We start from the raw sequence: 19615 nt of genomic DNA on the forward strand, positions 1-19615 counted from the left end.
TTTAAATTATTATACACCTGTGTTATACTTCAAGAAATTAAGGAATACTTAATGCAATATGTCTGGCTCCTGTGCATATTAAAAAAAATAGTATTTGATTATAAATATAAATTAGGAATATTTATCTATAATGATTTTCAATTAATGTGTTATTGACTGCAGTTTTATGCTGTGATAAAATATATTAACTATTTTTTGGAGATTTATTTTATGATTAAACTGTTAAAATCTGTAATTTTTTGTGCGGCTATATTTGTATTTACCATTTCTTGCGGAGGCGGAAGCTCTAAATATGAGGACGGAGTATTAAGGCTTAATGTTGGTCCAGAGCCTCAAACTATAGACCCGACATTGAATTCGGCTATAGACGGGAGTATGTATATAATTCACGCTTTTGAGGGACTAGCTACAAAAGATAAAGAAGGTAAAATAGTTGGAGGTGTTGCTGAAAACTGGGATATTAGCGATAACGGAACTAAATATGTATTTCATATAAGAAGTAATGCTAAATGGTCAGATGGAAAACCTGTAACAGCAAATGATTTTGTTTATAGCTGGAGAAGGGCAACTGATCCTAAAACTGCCGCTAATTATAGTTATCAAATGGAGCCTTTGAAAAATGCTAAGAAAATTACAGCAGGTGAAATGCCTGTGGATTCATTAGGTGTTAAGGCTTTAGATAATAATACATTGGAAGTAACATTAGAAGCACCTATTCCATATTTTGATCAGCTTATGGCTTATCCTGTTTATTTCCCTTTAAGACAGGATATTATAGAAGCTAATCCTGATACATGGACTATGAGTCCTGAAACTTATATAGGAAACGGACCTTTTAAAATGACTGAAAGATCTATTGATGACAGAATAGTTATGGAAGTTAATACTAATTATTGGAATGTTTCATCTATAGTACCTAAAAAATTAATATTTGTTTTAATGGATAATGGAACATCTGTAGTAGCAGGTATTAAAGAAGGTTCTATATATTTCTCTGATAGAGTTCCTACTCAAGATATGGATGTTTTAAAAGAGGAAGGATATTTACAAATAAAACCTTATTTAGCTCTTTATTATTATAGCTTAAATAATACTAATGATACTTTAAAAGATGTAAGAGTTCGTAAAGCATTATCTTTGGCTATAGATAGAAATTATATAGTAGAGCAGGTTACAAGGGGCGGACAGATTCCAGCTGCTGGAGTTGTACCAGCTTTAATATCAGATGTCAGCGGAAGTTTCAGAACTAATGGCGGCGATTATTACAGCCTAAAACCAGAAGATTATACAAAAAATATAGAAGAAGCTAAAAAATTATTAGCAGAAGCAGGATACCCTGATGGTCAAGGTTTTCCTGTATTAGATTTTAAAACTAACCCTGGAGAGCATACTTCTATATTTGAAGCTATACAGCAGATGTGGAAAAATAATTTAGGAATAGACAGCACAATATCAAGCGAAGAATGGGCAGTATTCCAACAAACTCGTTTGGATAAATCTTATGTAATTGCTAGAAACGCTTGGGTTGGAGATTATGATGATCCTATGACATTTTTAGGTATGTTCTTAAGTCATAGTGCTCAAAATGTAGAATGTTATAATAGTCTTCAATATGATGCATTATTGGCACAAGCTTCTTCTACAGGGGACAATAATGTAAGAATGCCTATACTTCATAAAGCAGAAGATTTATTTATGTCTGAAATGCCTATTATACCTTTATATTTCTATACTTTACCTGTACTTGTTAATCCTAATTTGAAAGATGTACAGTATGATGTTTTGGGTAAGCATAAATTTTTCTATGCTTATTTAGAAAATAATGAAAATTAAAAATTGATTATATTTTATATATTATAAAACAAGGGAGTAAAAACCCTTGTTTTTTATTTTGAAATTATACGATTATAGTTATAATATCTTATTATTGTAGTTATTATGACAGTTTTGGGAGGAAAGTTATATGTTTTTAAATAATTTTGATAATCTTGATTCTAAAGAGGTTTTCAGATGGTTTGCTGAAATAAGTAAAATACCTAGAAGATCTAAACATGAAAAACAGATTAGTGATTTTTTGGTTCAATTTGCTAAAGATAGAAATTTAGAAGTATATCAGGATAAAGTAAATAATGTAATAATCAAGAAAGAAGCTACAAAAGGTTATGAGAATATAGCACCTGTTATTATACAAGGGCATATGGATATGGTTTGTGAAAAAACTAGCGAGTCAAAACATGATTTTGATAAAGACCCTATAGAATTAATAGTTGAAGGAGATATTTTAAGGGCCAATGATACTACTTTAGGTGCAGATGATGGTATTGCTGTTGCTTATGGTCTTGCTTTGCTTGATTCAAAGGATATACCTCATCCAGCATTGGAAATTCTAATTACAGCTGATGAAGAAGACGGTATGTCTGGAGCATTTTCTGTTACTGATGAACATTTAAATGGTAAAACTCTTATAAGTTTAGATTCTGAGGCTGAAGGCGTACTTTGGGTAAGCAGTGCAGGCGGTATTAATGCTGTAGCTGAATTTAATATAGATAGAGAAGTTAATAATAATCCCGCATTAAAAATAGAAATTAAAGGACTCAAAGGCGGACATTCCGGTATGGAAATTGACAAACAGAGAGCTAATGCTATAAAAATACTTGGAAGAGTTTTATATTCTGTGAAAGATTATATAAATATTTCCTATATAGAGGGTGGTTCTGTTCATAATGCCATAGCTAAGAGTGCTTATGCTATTATTACTGCTAAAGATACGAATAAAGTAAAAAGTATTATAGAAGAGCTTTCTGAAAAAATAAAATTTGAATATAGAGTTATTGATCCTGATATGGAGATAGCTGTTTCAAATGCTGAAAATATTAAAGAATGCTATAAAAAAGAATTAAGCAATAATGTTATAAATTTCATGATGCTATCGCCTGATGGAATTCTTTATATGAGTAAAGATATAGAGAGTTTAGTTCAGACAAGTGCTAATAATGGCGTGCTTAAAGAAAAAGATAATAAATTGACATTTACAGTATTTATTAGAAGTTGTGTAGCGAGTTCATCAAATGAAATAGTTTCAAGGGTTAAGGTTTTAGCATCTATGACAAATGCCTCTTTTATAGATCAAGACGGATATGCTGCTTGGGAATATGATCCTAATTCAAAAGTAAGAGATATAGCGGTAAAAGCATATAAAACAGTTACAGGCAAAGATGCTGATGTATCTTCTGTGCATGTTGGTTTAGAATGCGGAATATTAAAACAAGCTTTAAAAGATGCTGATATTATTAGTATGGGACCTAATATTTATAATGTTCATACTCCTAGAGAATATTTAAGTATATCTTCAGTTGATAGAGTATGGAAAGTGTTAAAAGAGATTATTAAAAATATTAAATAATTAATTTTATATTAGAAATATTTTTTATATACTATTGTTTTTATTTATTTATTAATATATATTAATGTTCAATATATTTTTTGGAGGTATCATGATATATAATAGCATACTTGACATGATAGGAAATACTCCTATTTTAAGATTAAAAAATATAGAATCTAAATTTAATTTAGGTGAAAATGTAGAGTTATATGGTAAAGTAGAAAAGAATAATCCAGCTGGTTCAATAAAAGACAGAGCTGTTAAACAAATAATATTAGATCTATTTAAAGAAGGCAAATTAAAAGAAGGGGCAACTATAATAGAACCTACTTCGGGTAATACAGGAATTGCTATGGCAGCCATTGGAAAGTATTTAAAATTAAATGTTATAATAGTTATGCCTTCATCTATGTCTGAAGAAAGAAGAAAACTTATAAGAAATTATGGGGCAAGATTGGAGCTAGTAGACGGCGGTATGGATGCTGCTGTAAAAAGAGCAGAACAATTAAATAAAAAAATAGCTGATTCTGTTATACCCGGTCAGTTTATTAATAAGTCTAATATAGATGCTCATTATCTTACAACTGCTCCTGAAATATTTAGTGATCTTCCAGATGTTGATTATATATTTGCTGGTATTGGTACAGGCGGTACTATAACAGGAATAGGAAAGTATGTAGTTGATAAAAATAAGAATACTATAGTTGTAGGTGTAGAGCCTGAGTCATCTCCTTTACTTACAAAAGGACGTGCTTCTGCTCATAAAATACAGGGTATAGGACCTAATTTTGTACCGGAAATTTTAGATTTAAATGTTATATCAAAAATAATGGATGTATCTGATGAGAACGCTATAAACACAGCAAGAGAGATATGTTTCAATGAAGGATTGCTTGTAGGAATATCTTCAGGTGCAAATGTTTATGCGGCAATAGATTTATATAGAAATTTAAGAAAAAAAGATTATAAAATAAAAATGCTTTGTATATTGCCTGATACAGGTGAAAGATATTCTTGGAATTGATGGGTACTTTTATGAAATTGAAAACTTTTAATGAGCTTCCTAATCAAAAAGATATTAGGGATATAGTTAAACTTATAAGAGATTATACGTTTCCTAATTTTTTTAGAGAGAGCCCTAATAGAGATATTGTTAAAAAAAGCATAGCTAAACTTTATATGAAAATAGTTACTGATGATTCTCGTTTATTGGATTTTATAGAACAGCTTGATGATATTGTTATAAGTTTAGAACATGATTTAGAATTTTTTTATCAGTCAGATCCAGCTTCAAAATCTTATGATGAAATAATATTCACATATCCGGGATTCAGAGCTATATTTCATTATAGAATAGCGCATATATTTTATAAGCAAAATGAATCTTTGATAGCTAGAACTATATCCGAATTTGCACATTCAAAAACAGGTATAGATATTCACCCCGGAGCTGAAATAGGGGATTATTTCTTTATAGATCATGGCACAGGCATTGTTATAGGTGAAACTACTGTTATTGGACATCATGTAAAAATATATCAAGGTGTTACGTTGGGAGCATTATCATTAACTAATGGAAGAGCTTTAGAAGGTCAGAAAAGACATCCTACAGTATGTGATAATGTTACAATATATGCTAATGCTTCTATATTTGGCGGAAACACTACTATAGGGGCAAATGCTGTGATAGGAGCTAACTGTATAGTTTTAGAGTCGGTTGAAGAAAATAGAAAGTTAACTCTTAATGATAATATGTCTGTATAATCTGTAATATCATAAAAATAAAGCCTGAATTCTAATTGAATACAGGCTTTATTTTTTATATTAACTATACTATTCTTAGAATTTTGGTCCGTATCTGTATCCAAATTGTATGCCTATATCTACATTACCAAATGTTTCGTTCTCTACAACATTTAAATAGCTGCTTGTTTGAGCCCAATAATTTCCAAAATCATATCCTATATAGAATCCCAGATTAACTGCTGAATCTATACCTACAAAAAATGAATAATCAAATGTAGCTCTCATATAAAGTCTAGCATAATAATCATGTTTTATTTCTATATTGCCTAATTCTGGAGTATATTATGAAGAATTTGGTGTTAATATGATTTTGTATCCTATATTTAATCCTATTGAACAAGAATAAAAATTGAATTTAGGCATTATTCCAAAATACAAATCATTATCTGTAAATTTATAACGTACTGTATTATTATATTTAGAATATTTAGTTTCAGTATAACTATATCCCATTACTCCTAATAAGCTAATTCCCATTTTTTTCTTTATTTGGAACATATAACCGAGATTTGCTTCAATGCCTCCCTGAAAATTTACTTCACCTTTAGGGTTGCCTTCTACATTTACATTCTTATGAATTACGGTAATACCCATACCTAAAGGAACATTAACTATTGCTTCAAAACCTCCTTTTACTTCTGAAAATGTTGTTTTACATATCATTATAAATAATATAATTAATGTAAATATTCTTTTCTGTGCCATATAAACTCCAATAAAATTGTAAATATTAACTTTTTAATTAAAATAAGGTATATTACTATTGCTATTAAGTGTAATACTTATTATTATTATTAAGGTGTATTATATTGTTTATTATTAAAAAATAATATAATTTTTTATATATTGCAAGTACATTATACTGAAAATATTAAAAGTGTTGGAGAGGTTTTAAAGTATGAATAGTAAGAGTTTTATTTTGTTGATTTGTGTAGTTATTGGGTTGTTAGTGTTTGGAGCGGTTTCATGTTCTAAAAGGTTAAATCCTTTTATTCCAAATAGCGGCAGTGGTAATGGCGGCGGTGAAAATGATCCAGAATGGTTTTTACCTCCTGAAGAACAAATTAAACCTTTTATGGAGCAGACTATTATTTTTAAAAGCGAAGCAGGTCCTGAAGAAGATGCAGGCGGCAATCCTTTACCTAAAAAAATATATAGAATACCAGGAATAACAGTTTCTGAAAAAAATACTATAATAGCAGTTGCTGATAATAGAAAAGGAAGCTATAAAGATGTTGGATTTACAGGTTCCAAAAATATAGATATTGTTGTAAGAAGAAGTACAGACGGTGGTAAAAATTGGGGGCCTGAGATAATTATACCTCCTGTGGCTACAGATAATAAAAATGCTCATGGAGATTCTCTATTTTTCTCTTGTGCTAATGGTGATTTAGTAGTTTTATGTGCTGCGGGAGGTGGATATAAAAGAGATCAGGGTTTTGGAGCTTCTAAGATTATGATATCGAGAAGTACAGATGATGGGCTTACTTGGAGTGATTGGAAAGATGTACAGGGGGATATTAATAATTTTAATTCTGGTAAATTACAGGGATATGACAGAGGTTTTGCTGCTTCAGGTACAGGTGCAAGGCTTAATGATTCTTTTGGTACTTTAATGGGAGCTATGCTTGTTAATAATTCATCAATGAAAGTTCAATCTGCTGCTGCTGTAATTGTATCAACAGATAATGGATATACTTGGACAGTTAGAAGTGTAGCTAAAAGAACACAAGGAACTAAGGAGCAGGATGAGCCTAAAGTTATTACTCAATTAAATGACGGAAGAATTTTATTATCTGTCCGTTCTGGAAACTGGGAAACTAAAGTGAAGAAAAGAGTATGGTTCAGATCTCAAGCTAATTTGGGCTCTGCTTGGGAAGAATTTACCCCTAAGGGTAATTTTTTTGATGGGGCTTGTAATGCTGAGGGTATTTTATTTACTTCTACTCTAGATGGTTACGATAAAAATAGACTTATACATTTAGCATTGGATTCAGAGTCAGCTACAAGACAGAATTTAACTGCTTTTATAAGTTATGATGAGGGAATGTCTTGGGAAAAGCAAAAGGTTTTAAATTCAGGAAGGGCAGGATATGCTGCATTGGCTAGATTAAAAGATGGTACAATAGTTACTTTAAGTGAGGAGCAGGGCGGACAAGCAAACTTACCTAATACTAAGAATGAACTTTATAATATTGTATTTAGAAGATTTAATTTAAGATGGTTGACAGATATGAAAGATTATTATACTCCTCCTAATCAAGCTCTTAGAAGAAGATAGTAATTTGATACTACATAAAACTATAAAAAAGAAAGGAATTTGTTTCCTTTCTTTTTTTATTTATAGAATTTCATTGAAATAATTATAAATATAATGTACTATTATGTTAAGTTAATTATGTTAATTATGTGATTGGTTATTTTTATAAATACAAAGGATTTTTCTATGGCTTCAGTTGTTACTTTTGGAGAAATAATGCTTAGGCTTTCTCCCCCTTCAAATTTAAGATTTGTACAGGCTAATTCATTGGACGTAAGATTCGGAGGCGGCGAGGCTAATGTTGCTTTTGCTTTGTCTAATTTTGGAGTTGATGCTTCATTTGTTACTAAACTTCCTAATAATGATATAGGTCAGGCTTGTATTAATGAATTAAGACGTTATGGTGTAGATGTATCTAATATAGTTTTGGGCGGTAATAGAATAGGTATATATTTCCTTGAAAAAGGAGCAAGTCAAAGAGGCTCTAAAGTAATATATGATAGAGCTAATTCTTCAATATCACAATGCACTAAAGAAGATTTTGACTGGGATAAAATTTTTGACGGAGCTAAATGGTTTCATCTTACAGGTATAACTCCTGCACTTGGAAAAAATGTTGCTGAAGTTTGTATTGAAGCTTGCAAAAAAGCTAAAGAAAAAAATATTACTATTAGTTTAGATTTAAATTATAGAAAGAAATTATGGACATCAAAAGAAGCTAATGAAACTATGAGTAAATTAATGCCTTATGTTGATATATGTGTAGCTAATGAAGAAGATGCTGAAAAAGTATTCGGCATTAAAGCAAAAGATAGTAATATAATAGAAGGTAAATTATCCCATGAAGGCTATAAAGATGTGGCTAAAGAAATAGTAGATAGATTTAAAGTAAAAAAAGTTGGAATTGCTTTAAGAGGTTCAATTTCTGCAAGCGAGAATCTATGGTCTTGTATGCTTTATAATGGAGAAGAATATTTCTTTTCAAAAGAGTATTTAATAAAAATAGTGGATAGAGTAGGAGGCGGAGATAGTTTTGCTGCCGGACTTATATATTCACTTTTAAATGGTAAAGATGACAGAGAGGCATTAGAGTTTGCATCTGCTGCTAGCTGTCTGAAACATTCTATTGAAGGTGATTTTAATGTTGTAACTGTTGATGAGGTTATGACTGTTTATAATGGCGATGCTTCAGGACGTATTCAAAGATAATTATAATTTATTTTATTCTTGACAATTTATAGTCTTAAGACTACAATTATATATATAAAATAAATAACTAGGAGTTTTAAATTATGAAAGAAGCAGTTATAGCTATAGATATTGGCGGAACATCTATGAAAGGTGCTGTTATAGAGGAAAACGGCAATATTTTATATAAAGATAATTTTGATGTAAATCCTAGTCATACAACAGAAGAACATAAAAAAATTATTACAGAATTTATTGAAAAATTAAAAAGCAATATACCTAATGATTATAAAGCTGTAGGTTTGGGAATAGACTGTCCGGGAGTTATGAATAGAGAAACACTTCATATGGGAGGAGCTGAAAATATACCGGGGCTTAAAGGTTTAAAATTTTCTGATATAGGCGATAAATTTAATTTACCTACAAAGACAGCTAATGATGCAAGTATGGCAGCTTTAGGCGAGGCAAAATATGGAAGCGGTAAAGAAAAGGATTATCAGTCTGTAATGTTTGTTACACTTGGAACAGGTGTTGGAGGCGGATTTGTACTTAATGGAAAATTATTTACAGGTTCTTTAGGAGGAGCAGGAGAGATCGGACATGTATTTGTAGTTCCTGATGGTGATAAATGTAACTGCGGATCAAGCGGCTGTATTGAGCGTTATGCTTCTGCTACAGGATTCATTGCTATGGCTAAACAAAAAATTCATAAAGGGGTTATTCCTACTACTTTAACTTATGAAGAATTAGATAAAGGAAAGGCTAAGGCTTTATTTGATGCTGCAAAAAAAGGGGATATACTTGCAAAAGAAACTATAGCTGAATGTTCCTACTATTTAGGTATGTCCATAGCACAGGCTTTGAATATGCTTGATTTAGACTTGGTTCTTATAGGCGGAGGACTTTGTAAGGACTTTGATATGATGATAGAGCATATTAATAGAGCTGTAAGAAATTATGGGCTTAGAATGATGGTTGGTAATCTTGAAATAAAACCTGCTTCTTTAGGAAATGATGCCGGTGTTTTAGGATGTGCTGCTTTATTCTTTAGAAATAATTGATATTTGTAATTGACTTTTTTTATATTTATGGTATTATAAATTAAACCGATTATATTGGTAAACTTTTCCATAATAGCAAAATGTTCTTAGTTATTCTATTTTAGAATACATAAAAGACATTGTTACTAATTTAGTAATCAAAGCATTATGATTTTTATAATACTAATGTTTATATATGAAATTTATGGATAGGGTGCCTTAATCGGTACTCTATTTTTATTTTAAAGGATATGATTATGTCATTACCAGTTATGAAAGACCTTTTAGAGGCAGGCGTACATTTCGGACACCCAACTAGAAAATGGGATCCTAGAATGAAACCTTTTATTTTCCAAGAGAGAAATGATATCTATATCATTGACCTTATGAAAACTTTAACTTATGTTAAAAAAGCTCATGAAGCAGTAAAAGAAATGGCTAGAAACGGCGGAAACGTTCTTTTCGTTGGTACTAAAAAACAAGCTTCTCAGAGCATTAAAGAAGCTGCTGAAAAATGCGATATGTACTATGTTAATAATCGCTGGTTAGGCGGTATGCTTACAAATTTTGCTACTATCAAAAAAAGTATTGCAAGACTCAAAAAGATAGAAAAAGAAGAGGTTGATGGTACTTTTGATAAACTTCCTAAAAAAGAGGTTATACTTCTTCTTAAAGAAAAAGAAAGATTGGAGAAAAACTTTGCAGGTATTAAAGATATGGAAAATTTACCTGATATGCTTTTCGTAATAGACCCAATGCAGGAAGCTATTGCTGTAAGTGAAGCTAGAAAATTAGGAATACCTGTTGTAGCAGTTGTTGATACTAACTGTAACCCTGAAGTTATTGATCACCCAATACCTGGTAATGATGATGCTATAAGAGCTATCAGCTTATTTGCAGGTGTTGTTGCTTCTGCTGTTATAGAAGGACAAAATGAAGCTGGAAAAGAAACATTAGCTAAACATGAAAGTTCTTCTGATGAAGTTGCTGAAGAAGTTTATGATAATAGCGCTACAGAAGCTGCTGAGGCTGTTGCTGAAAAATATGGTGTTTCTCAAGAAGATGATCAGTAATAATATAAATTGTTAATAATAAAATATTTAATATAAAGGAAAAATTAATGGCAAATATTAGTATGGATACTATTAAAGAGCTTAGAGAACGTACAGGCGTAGGTATAATGGACTGTAAAAAAGCTCTTCAAGAAACTGACGGCGATATGGATAAAGCTATTCGCCTTCTTAAAGAAAAAGGTGCGGCTGTTGCTGCTAAAAAGAATGAACGTACTGTTAAAGAAGGTTCTATAGGTTTTTGCGTTAATGATGATAAAACAAAAGTTGCTTGTATAGAACTTCAGTGTGAAACTGACTTCGTTGCTAAAAATGAATTATTCATCAATTTAGCTAAAGAAATCGCTAATACTGCTATGGGATTAGATGATGTATCAGTAGAAACAGTTTTGAATGCTAAAGGTTCTAATGGCGACACTATTCAAGGTATGATAAATGAAGGCATACAGAAATGGGGTGAAAAAACTGTACTTGCTGAAGCTAAAGTTATGAAAACTGATGGTTTCTTCGGTACTTATGCTCACTTCAATAATAAACTTGTTGCTATAGTAGAATTTGATGTTAAGCCTAAAGGTAAATGTCAGGAAATAGCTGATCAAATAGCTATGCATGTTGCTAGTGAAAAACCTTTAGCTTTGAATAGGGAAGGAATAGACCCTAATGCTGTTAAAGAGCAAAAAGAAATATTTGAAAAACAAGTTAGAGATGCTGGAAAACCTGAAAACATGATAGAAAAAATCGTTGATGGTAAAATGAGTTCTTGGTATTCTGAAAGTGTTCTTATAGACCAAAAATTATTTACTGACAACAAAATTTCTATTAAAAGTTTAATAGATGAAGTTTCTAAAGAAGCAGCTTCTACTGCAACTATTAAAAACTTTGTAATTGTTTCATTAGGTTTATAATTAAATAATTACTTAAAATAAAAATTAAGCGGATTGTCATTTTGGCAGTCCGCTTTTATTTTGTATCAATTAGTTTTAAATAATAAAAAAGGTTATGACAAATATCATAACCTTTTTTAATAGAGTATAATAAATGAGTTATTAGTTCATTAATCGCTGAATGATATAACACCTTCAATAATAGCCTCAAATCTTTCAGGTTCAATGATCATTACTGTATCATCTACTTTCAAGTTAGGAGCGAAATCACCTATACTTATTAAGAAAGAGTGGGCACTCTTGTATTGTCTTGCATATTCCATAAACTGATCAACAGTATCCTGTCTCATAGGATATCCTGAAGTATCTAATGCAAATGTACTCTTATATGACTGACCTTCAGAACCGAATTTCTTAATAGTTACGAAGAATACTAATGTGTCGGATTTTTTAGTATGATCTGTAACTACATATCCGTTTAATGTTAATATTCTATAGAAGTATTTTTCAAGATATTCTATAATATCCATTTCCAATGCAGTTCTGAATGCATTATTGGCAATAATAGAACTATAAGTTTTCAATTTTTGATCAACATCTAAGTATATATTTCTTATAGATTTAATTATTTCCCATTGTTTAACAGCAGCTTCAAACTGTTTGTTTTTTACCAAAGTTTCAGCATATCTGTACCTTTCATCTACAACTTTTTCGCTTGCTATATTTTCTTTAGTTAAAACCTGTCCGTAATATTCTCTAGCTTTAGAGAAGTTGCCAAGTTCATAATAAGAGTTAGCAAGATTCAAAGATATTGCATCTTTATCTGATATTTCATTACTTTCATAAGCTATTTCTAATTCTTTTATAGCATTTTGGAAGTCTCGGCTTGAAGATAATATTTCCCCTAAAAGTAAATGGTATTCAGGGTTTGAATTATCCAAAGCAATAGCCTTTTCTATTTGCTGCTGAGCTGCATGATATGAACGAATTTTGTAAAAACAAAAAGCTAACATATATAATAACTGAGGGTTGCTGTCATTTTGAGCTACGGCTAATGAGAAATATTTTTGTGCTTGTACCCATTCACCATAATTATAACAAACAAGTCCTGCTTTATATAATGAATCATAATCCTGATCCCTAATTTTTGTAATCATATCATATTCATCTATAGCTTTTTTACTGTTTCCTGTCTGCTCATATATTTTTGCTAAGAATTCTCTTACAGCTAATTCTGTTAATTCTTTTGTAAAATAAGCCCCATCTATCATATTTTGCAATGCTGCCATAGCCAATATATATTGCTGTTGTTTATAATACATATTAGCAGTCATCCATAATATATTAGCATCTTTTTTATATTTAGGGTCTAGAGTATTAATCTCGCGCATGGCTACATCATAGTTTTGTTCATTATAAGCCTGAACAATTTTTTTAAGTTTAATAGGGTATGAGCCGCTCTTTATAACATATTGAGTGGCGAAACCTAATAAAACAATTAAGACTAATATTACAATTAATGAAGCTTCCACGGTTCTTATCCCTTTTATTCATAATATATAACTGGACTTCCAGTTTCTTCTGATTCATTTAAAGCATCTTTGATTTTTTTCATCATATTGTCTTTAACAACAAATACAGACATCTTGTTTGACATATTATGAGAAAAATCAAATCCGCTTACAGCCATAGATACATTAATATCTACAGATTCATCATTGTATTCAAAATTATAATTTTTTAATGCTTTAAAATATCTTTTTGTAGCTTTCCAAGCCTCTTCTTCATTGGCAAAAATCACAGAATATATAATACCTTCATAAAGTAGGCATTGGTTTTCTCCAATTCTTGCATTTTTCTTTATAGCTTTTATAAGTTCATCTTCTAATTTTTTATAAGCAGCATTTCCATATTCTTCTCTTATAGAGCTTGCATTTGATATTTTGAAAGCTATTATTCCTATAGCATGCTTATATCTCTGTGAAAATGCTATTATATTTTTTATAGTGCTTGAAAATATTTCATATTCTGATTTATCTATTCTAACTACTTCATATTCATTGTTTTCATAATAATTTTCATTATCTTCTTCTACAGTATCATCGCCTATATTATAGCCCAAATTGTATAATATAGTTTTATACATAAATATCATAAGTTTTTTCAAATTATATGATAACTGTATAGATATAAAGAATAATCCTATAGCTAATATGCTGCTATAGAATGTATAATCTCTTTTATATAATAACTTTTGTACTTCAGGAACATAACTTAAAGATAATATTAATATTACGGAAGTAACAACAAAAAAAAGTAAATTTTCTATTGTTCTAGAAACACCTGTATAACTTTTTGTAGGCTGCATTAATACTATAATAAAAGCATATAATATAGAAATTCCAATCCATATCCAAACCCAAACATCAAGTGCATATAATAAATACACAAAGAAATTTTGAGTATTAGGTGATATTAGCAATATGTATATAGGTATAATTACAGCACTATATATCAAAGTGCATATCATAGCAGCAAAAAAGCCGTATATATATGATTTAGATAAGTTTATTTGTTTATCTTCCATAATAGCTACCTAATTTTGTACTAATTAATATTTAATATAATTAACATCACCTGTTTGTCCAAATAGCTTTATCATCTTTTCTAGTTTATCTCTATTTGAATATAATAAATATTCAAGTCCCTTTCTTCCTTTTCCTATAATAGAGATAAAACTTTCTTCAGTAACACAAACAGCATTTGCTCCTAATACTAAATATTTAAATACATCAACTCCATATCTAGGAGATTCTGCAAGTATATTAAAGTGGTGATTTGAATTAAAATCTACTTTATTTACAGTATCGGCAACTTTTTCCATACCTTTTAATGCATACTTATTATTATTTGAAAAATAAACATTATTTATATGAGATATTTTCATATTATCTAAATCTCTATTGCTTGATATACCTTTTATGATTAAAGGTATATCTAATTGCTTGGATATTTTTGCTAAATCTTTTTCAGTTTTAAAATGTATCTTATTTAATTCATTTATATTATAGCAGTAAGTAAAATCTATACCAACAGCACAAGCCCCATTTCTTTCTGCTGATTGTAATTTCTGTGTTACTATTTCTTGGGTATTATTACCATCTATCATAATAATACCTCTTTTTCTTCCTTTTATAGTTTTTAAGGATAATTCAAATATTTCATTATCATTAAAGTCATTGAATATGGCAAGTACTTCACAATTAGAAGCTACATCTATAACTGTTTCATAATATTCTTTTATATCCATAATACCGTTTATTGCTTCTCTTAAATTATGGATTGTATCTATTATAGTAGGCTGAGATATATGCATATTAAATAGATTGGCTTCTATATTTGCCTCTGGTTCTTTATGAATTATACTAGGGCTGAAATTATATTCAGAAAGTCCTGTTTTATCTTCAGTATCTTCAACAAATAAATATGAAGCATTTGAATTAGATGACAATTTTTCTTTAGCAACTTTTTTGATTTCATCTATAGTGATACTTTTTTCATCTGTTAATTTGAAATGTACGCAGCTCATAGCTTTATTTGCCATAGCTATAGCTTCATCTCTTGTATTTCCTACGGCTATTATATTACCAGCTTTCTCTAAATTGTTTGTAGGTGTAACTAATATATCACCAGGTTTTGTTTTAATAAATATTTCTTTAATACCTTCTATTTTTTTAGCATTTTCAACGCCGTCAATAGATTCTATTATTCCTGTACCCGGAAGAAATGCTTTTTCAACAGAAACTTTATCCCATTTAGGCTTTAAATCGCTTGGAGGATTTCCTAATGCTATTTCTATTGCATTTTTTATTAAATTTACCCCTGTAGCAAAAGGGTAGGTATAGGCACTCATAAAACCGCCGGATAATCTTGCCGCAATTTCTCCAACCATAGCACCATTTTTTGTTACTTTTATATCGCCTTTAGCCGCTCCGATTTTCAAATTTAATGCTTTTATACCAGTTTTCATAACATTAATAGCATCATCTAGCTTTTCTTTTTCTAAAGCAGACGGCATTATATGACCTGTTTCTATGAAAAATGGAGGGAATTCTATTATTCTATCGGCAACACCTGTAACATATATTTCATCATTATATATAAGCATATCAATAGAAAGTTCAGGTCCATCCATAAACTCTTCTATTATTACTTCTCCTGAAGGTGAAGCACTTTTAGCTCTGTTAAATGCTGCTAATACATCGCTTTCACTTGATACTTTCATTACACCGCGAGCTCCCATATTATCAGCAGGCTTAACAACAACAGGTGTATTTAAATGCTTGTATGCATCCATTGCCTCTTCATAATTCCATACAGGAAAGAAATTCGGCTGAGGTACATTATTTTTTTTGAATCTTTCACGCATTCTTATCTTATTTGAAGCAGCATAAGCATCTTCAAATCTATTTCCGGGAAGTCCTAAAGCATTAGCCACAGCAGCAACTGTAGTAGAAGCATCAGTACCTACAGTAATAACTCCATGTATTTCCATTTTCTGGCTTAAATCTCTTGCCGCCCTTACACTTCCATCAACATCTCTAGTTGATACTATCATAGGATAATCTGCTATCTTCATACCTGGAGCATCTTTATTATAATCAAAAACTATTGTATAAAGTCCCATTTCCTGAGCTATTTGTATTGCTGGTACTTGAAGAAGTCCTGCGCCTATTATTATTATACGTTTGCCTTTCATATCAATATTGCCTTTTATAATTAATTTAAAATATTCCTATATAGTGTTATTAGTATCGAAATTTTAATACCAAACTAGAGAAATTTTAATTATATAGTTTGTAAATATTATTTAAATATTATTGAATATGTGTTACAATTTATTAAAAAATTGTATATCTATGAATAATATTATTTTGATTATTTAATGGTGAGTAAAATGAAAAAATTATTATTTATTTACTTAAGTATTTTTACTGTATTTATATTATCATGCGGTAATAAAGTTACAAAGCCATCAGTAAGTGGTAATTATATAATTTATTATGATGTTAATAATGCTGAAACAGCTAAATTTAATATTGCCGTTTTTCATAATGACCCTAATAATCCAGAGATAGTTAAGGATACAGAGTTTAAAAAAATTGCTGAATCTTCTCATGCTATAGTTTATATTCAAAGCGGTCAATCATTTGATATGAATAATGTAAAGAAGTTTTTTGCAGCATTTGAAGAAAATTATGATGAGGAAGTAAGAATATACGGAGAACCAATATCTTTTCCAAATTAATGATGATAAAGTGGTATTTTTAATATATAATTTTAACAGTGGTATAGCTGGTATTGGACTTTCTAATCCGTATGATTTATATGATAATCATCCTAAAACTCTCAATCATGGTAAGTATCTGTATATATATGCCGCATATCTAGGAAAGCCTGATATGGTAGCTGGCATAATGCTTCATGAATTTCAGCATTTGATTAATGTTAGTGTCAATAGAGTTAATGAAAAACAAACTATGAATTTATGGCTTAATGAAGCACTTTCAGAATCAACATCTGTTTTATTTGCCCATGGTATAAGTAGAGGTAGAAACAAAATATTTAATTTATTACCATACTATTCTTTTTATTCTTGGTATATTAATGATATAATACCTACACGAAGTTCTTTTGATGCTATTAATGTAAGTTATTCTTCTTCATCAGTATTTATGAAATGGATTTTAGAGAAAGGCGGTAAAGAAGCTATTAGAGCTATAGCAAATTCAGATCCTTCATTAGAGACAAGAGCTAGATTGGTTAATTCTGTTCAAGGTTTAAATATCGGTAATAGTGTAGAGGAAATATTTAAATCTTGGATAAAAGATATGTATAATGGTAAAGTTAGTGATATTAAATTTGATACTATGGATTTTATGGATGATCGTTTTGATCGTACGTTAATGGATTCTAGTCAAAGATTGCCTTTAGCACCTGGAGGATTTATAATTTATGATGCTAATAAATATAATTTAGATAATATTCAAGGTCTTAAGAAACAAGTTTTGGATGCAGAAAATAATCTTTATTTAGTATGGAATCCAAAATTTGATTCTGTTGATGTTGAAGGTAAAATTAATGCTAATGATGTTATATGGATTGCCCCAATAAAGATTTCTACTACACCATCAACATCAAAGAGCGAAATGCTTAACTTTGATTATTCAAAATTTAGTAGAATGCCTATAGATAAAGTATTAACAGTTGAAGAAGTTATAAGAGCTAAATCTAGAAAATAAAATATTAATTAAATATTTAATTAAGTTAGGCTGCTGTTTATTAAATGGCGGCCTAATTTTATATTGTTGATACTTTTTTATATTTTTACATGTAAAAAATTAATATAAAGAATATAAAATAATAAGATTATATATTAATATTGACAATTAAAGAGTTTGTTATATTATATTTGTATTATAATAAATAAATAAAATAACAAAATAGAGAGAATTCTTATGAATAAAAATATAATATTTATTTTTTCGGATCAGCAGAGATGGGATACAATGGGGATTTACGGACAAAAATTGAATACTACTCCAAATTTAGATAAATTAGGTAAAGAATCTACTATATTTAACAATGCCTTTACTTGTCAGCCTGTATGCGGACCTGCAAGGGCTTCATTACAAACTGGTTTATATTCTAGCAAGACAGATGTTTTTGTAAATGCTATTCCTTTGAATAAAAATATAAAAACGATTGCATCATATTTTTCTGAGAATGGTTATCAAACTGCTTATGTTGGGAAATGGCATTTAGCTTCAACAGGTGTAGGAAATGATGGGTCTAGTGAAGATTATATATACAATCCTATACCTGAAGATAAAAGGGGAGGCTATAAAGATTATTGGATTGTTTCAGATGCATTAGAATTAACCTCTCATGGATTCGGAGGATATTTATTTGATAAAGATATGAAAAAAGTTGAATTCAATAAATATAGAGTTGATGCTGTTACAGATTATGCTCTTGATTTTTTGGATAATAGAGAAAAAGATAAGCCATTCTTTTTATTTATTTCATATTTAGAGCCTCATCATCAAAATGATAAAGGAAGATATGAGGGGCCTGAATATTCTAAAGAAAAGTTTTCAAATTTTGAACTTCCTAAAGATATTGAGGCACTTGGATGCGGAGATGCTAAAGAAAATTATGCTGATTATTTGGGAGCATGTCATTCTATAGATTATAATTTTGGAAGAATAAGAGAGAAGTTAGAAAAATTAAATATTTGGGATGATACTTATATCGTATATACAAGTGATCATGGTTCGCATTTTAGAACTAGAAATAAAAATATGCCTAAAAATGGACAAGATGATTATAAAAGAACTTCAGAAGATGCGGCAATACATGTACCTTTGATTATCAAAGGAGGAGAATTCGATACAGGAAAAAGAGAAGAGAAATTGGTAAGTTTGATAAATCTTCCTCCTACTTTATTAAAAATGGCTGATATAAAATATCAAAATATGGATGAAAGATCTATACAGGATATTATAGAAGATAAAAATTATCAAAATGTAGTATTTTTACAGATAAGCGAAAGTTTTGTAGGAAGAGCAATAAGGACAGAAGATTATTCATATTGTATATATGATCCTGATAAGAATCCGCTTGAAGATAAAGACAGTTTAACATATAAAAGTTATTCATTATATGATTTGAAAAAAGATCCATATCAATTAAATAATCTAGTTAATGATGAAAGTTACAATGATGTAAAAATGAAATTGAAAAGTATTATAAAAGAAAAGATTATGAGTATAGAAAAATTGTATGTGAAAATAGATTAATTTGATTAATATAAAATACTAAAATAGTAATAATTAATTACCGTATTAATGCGGTAAAATACTTTTTTGAGTTTAGTCTTTTTATGCATATACTATAATAGTAGAATCAGTAAATTTTAC

Annotated in this window: 17 protein-coding genes; 12 read left to right on the forward strand and 5 right to left on the reverse strand. The window is 29.6% G+C overall.

What is annotated here, in order from left to right; all coding sequences use genetic code 11:
* The first annotated feature begins 210 nt into the window (after positions 1-210).
* The 4 genes from Q0K19_RS09075 to epsC all read left to right on the forward strand — a co-directional run bounded on the left by Q0K19_RS09075 (position 211) and on the right by epsC (position 5149).
* Positions 211-1833 carry a peptide ABC transporter substrate-binding protein gene (locus Q0K19_RS09075; RefSeq protein WP_297247399.1) on the forward strand — a complete coding sequence of 541 codons (1623 nt, stop codon included), beginning with the start codon at positions 211-213 and terminating at the stop codon, positions 1831-1833.
* A 130-nt stretch (positions 1834-1963) separates the two neighbouring features.
* Entirely contained in the window at positions 1964-3403 is a 1440-nt protein-coding gene (locus Q0K19_RS09080) for an aminoacyl-histidine dipeptidase (protein WP_297247401.1), read from the forward strand.
* Positions 3404-3494: 91 nt separating this feature from the next.
* Entirely contained in the window at positions 3495-4409 is a 915-nt protein-coding gene (locus Q0K19_RS09085) for a PLP-dependent cysteine synthase family protein (RefSeq protein WP_297247403.1), read from the forward strand.
* A gap of 11 nt (positions 4410-4420) precedes the next feature.
* Positions 4421-5149 (forward strand): serine O-acetyltransferase EpsC, encoded by a 729-nt coding sequence (gene epsC, locus Q0K19_RS09090; RefSeq protein WP_297247405.1) that lies wholly within the window; start codon positions 4421-4423, stop codon positions 5147-5149.
* 75 nt (positions 5150-5224) lie between these two features.
* On the opposite strand, the gene Q0K19_RS09095 is transcribed toward epsC, so the two are convergent.
* Together Q0K19_RS09095 and Q0K19_RS09100 are read right to left on the reverse strand one after the other, a co-directional pair.
* Positions 5225-5416, reverse strand: coding sequence for a hypothetical protein (locus Q0K19_RS09095; RefSeq protein ID WP_297247407.1), 192 nt, complete (start codon positions 5414-5416; stop codon positions 5225-5227).
* Between the two features lie 57 nt (positions 5417-5473).
* Positions 5474-5896 (reverse strand): hypothetical protein, encoded by a 423-nt coding sequence (locus Q0K19_RS09100; RefSeq protein WP_297247409.1) that lies wholly within the window; start codon positions 5894-5896, stop codon positions 5474-5476.
* 193 nt (positions 5897-6089) lie between these two features.
* On the opposite strand from Q0K19_RS09100, the gene Q0K19_RS09105 reads away from it, so the two are divergent.
* From Q0K19_RS09105 to tsf, 5 genes are all read left to right on the forward strand, one after another.
* Positions 6090-7472: a sialidase family protein gene (locus Q0K19_RS09105; protein WP_297247411.1), complete on the forward strand. Its 1383-nt coding sequence runs from the start codon at positions 6090-6092 to the stop codon at positions 7470-7472.
* Between the two features lie 165 nt (positions 7473-7637).
* Entirely contained in the window at positions 7638-8660 is a 1023-nt protein-coding gene (locus Q0K19_RS09110; RefSeq protein ID WP_297247413.1) for a sugar kinase, read from the forward strand.
* Positions 8661-8743: 83 nt separating this feature from the next.
* Complete coding sequence (locus Q0K19_RS09115) at positions 8744-9700, forward strand: ROK family protein (RefSeq protein ID WP_297247414.1); 957 nt, start codon at positions 8744-8746, stop codon at positions 9698-9700.
* 236 nt (positions 9701-9936) lie between these two features.
* Positions 9937-10752 carry a 30S ribosomal protein S2 gene (gene rpsB / locus Q0K19_RS09120; protein WP_297247416.1) on the forward strand — a complete coding sequence of 272 codons (816 nt, stop codon included), beginning with the start codon at positions 9937-9939 and terminating at the stop codon, positions 10750-10752.
* A 47-nt stretch (positions 10753-10799) separates the two neighbouring features.
* A complete protein-coding gene (gene tsf, locus Q0K19_RS09125) occupies positions 10800-11654 on the forward strand; it encodes a translation elongation factor Ts (protein WP_297247418.1) in 855 nt (284 codons plus the stop codon).
* Between the two features lie 149 nt (positions 11655-11803).
* Here tsf and Q0K19_RS09130 read toward each other — a convergent pair whose 3' ends face one another.
* Genes Q0K19_RS09130 through Q0K19_RS09140 form a run of 3 tightly spaced genes read right to left on the reverse strand, consistent with a single transcriptional unit; the run spans position 11804 to position 16392 of the window.
* Positions 11804-13165 (reverse strand): tetratricopeptide repeat protein, encoded by a 1362-nt coding sequence (locus Q0K19_RS09130; protein WP_297247420.1) that lies wholly within the window; start codon positions 13163-13165, stop codon positions 11804-11806.
* A 14-nt stretch (positions 13166-13179) separates the two neighbouring features.
* The gene (locus tag Q0K19_RS09135; RefSeq protein WP_297247422.1) at positions 13180-14220 is read right to left on the reverse strand and encodes a hypothetical protein; all 1041 of its coding nucleotides are present in this window, start codon (positions 14218-14220) and stop codon (positions 13180-13182) included.
* A gap of 24 nt (positions 14221-14244) precedes the next feature.
* Complete coding sequence (locus tag Q0K19_RS09140; protein ID WP_297247424.1) at positions 14245-16392, reverse strand: ATP-grasp domain-containing protein; 2148 nt, start codon at positions 16390-16392, stop codon at positions 14245-14247.
* Positions 16393-16590: 198 nt separating this feature from the next.
* Between Q0K19_RS09140 and Q0K19_RS09145 the strand changes: the two genes are divergently transcribed.
* The 3 genes from Q0K19_RS09145 to Q0K19_RS09155 all read left to right on the forward strand — a co-directional run bounded on the left by Q0K19_RS09145 (position 16591) and on the right by Q0K19_RS09155 (position 19495).
* Positions 16591-16941 (forward strand): hypothetical protein, encoded by a 351-nt coding sequence (locus Q0K19_RS09145; RefSeq protein WP_297247426.1) that lies wholly within the window; start codon positions 16591-16593, stop codon positions 16939-16941.
* Between the two features lie 10 nt (positions 16942-16951).
* Complete coding sequence (locus tag Q0K19_RS09150; protein ID WP_297247427.1) at positions 16952-17935, forward strand: hypothetical protein; 984 nt, start codon at positions 16952-16954, stop codon at positions 17933-17935.
* A 216-nt stretch (positions 17936-18151) separates the two neighbouring features.
* A complete protein-coding gene (locus tag Q0K19_RS09155; RefSeq protein WP_297247429.1) occupies positions 18152-19495 on the forward strand; it encodes a sulfatase-like hydrolase/transferase in 1344 nt (447 codons plus the stop codon).
* Positions 19496-19615 lie beyond the last annotated feature (120 nt).

The sequence above is a fragment of the uncultured Brachyspira sp. genome (assembly GCF_944393015.1).
In the GTDB taxonomy this organism is placed as follows: domain Bacteria; phylum Spirochaetota; class Brachyspiria; order Brachyspirales; family Brachyspiraceae; genus Brachyspira.

Excerpts from the sequence above, each read along its gene's own strand:
- Q0K19_RS09075 (WP_297247399.1), top strand. The coding sequence starts at position 211 with ATGATTAAACTGTTAAAATCTGTAATTTTTTGTGCGGCTATATTTGTA.
- Q0K19_RS09080 (WP_297247401.1), top strand. The coding sequence starts at position 1,964 with ATGTTTTTAAATAATTTTGATAATCTTGATTCTAAAGAGGTTTTCAGA.
- Q0K19_RS09085 (WP_297247403.1), top strand. The coding sequence starts at position 3,495 with ATGATATATAATAGCATACTTGACATGATAGGAAATACTCCTATTTTA.
- epsC (WP_297247405.1), top strand. The coding sequence starts at position 4,421 with ATGAAATTGAAAACTTTTAATGAGCTTCCTAATCAAAAAGATATTAGG.
- Q0K19_RS09095 (WP_297247407.1), bottom strand. The coding sequence starts at position 5,416 with ATGAGAGCTACATTTGATTATTCATTTTTTGTAGGTATAGATTCAGCA.
- Q0K19_RS09100 (WP_297247409.1), bottom strand. The coding sequence starts at position 5,896 with ATGGCACAGAAAAGAATATTTACATTAATTATATTATTTATAATGATA.
- Q0K19_RS09105 (WP_297247411.1), top strand. The coding sequence starts at position 6,090 with ATGAATAGTAAGAGTTTTATTTTGTTGATTTGTGTAGTTATTGGGTTG.
- Q0K19_RS09110 (WP_297247413.1), top strand. The coding sequence starts at position 7,638 with ATGGCTTCAGTTGTTACTTTTGGAGAAATAATGCTTAGGCTTTCTCCC.
- Q0K19_RS09115 (WP_297247414.1), top strand. The coding sequence starts at position 8,744 with ATGAAAGAAGCAGTTATAGCTATAGATATTGGCGGAACATCTATGAAA.
- rpsB (WP_297247416.1), top strand. The coding sequence starts at position 9,937 with ATGTCATTACCAGTTATGAAAGACCTTTTAGAGGCAGGCGTACATTTC.
- tsf (WP_297247418.1), top strand. The coding sequence starts at position 10,800 with ATGGCAAATATTAGTATGGATACTATTAAAGAGCTTAGAGAACGTACA.
- Q0K19_RS09135 (WP_297247422.1), bottom strand. The coding sequence starts at position 14,220 with ATGGAAGATAAACAAATAAACTTATCTAAATCATATATATACGGCTTT.
- Q0K19_RS09140 (WP_297247424.1), bottom strand. The coding sequence starts at position 16,392 with ATGAAAGGCAAACGTATAATAATAATAGGCGCAGGACTTCTTCAAGTA.
- Q0K19_RS09145 (WP_297247426.1), top strand. The coding sequence starts at position 16,591 with ATGAAAAAATTATTATTTATTTACTTAAGTATTTTTACTGTATTTATA.
- Q0K19_RS09155 (WP_297247429.1), top strand. The coding sequence starts at position 18,152 with ATGAATAAAAATATAATATTTATTTTTTCGGATCAGCAGAGATGGGAT.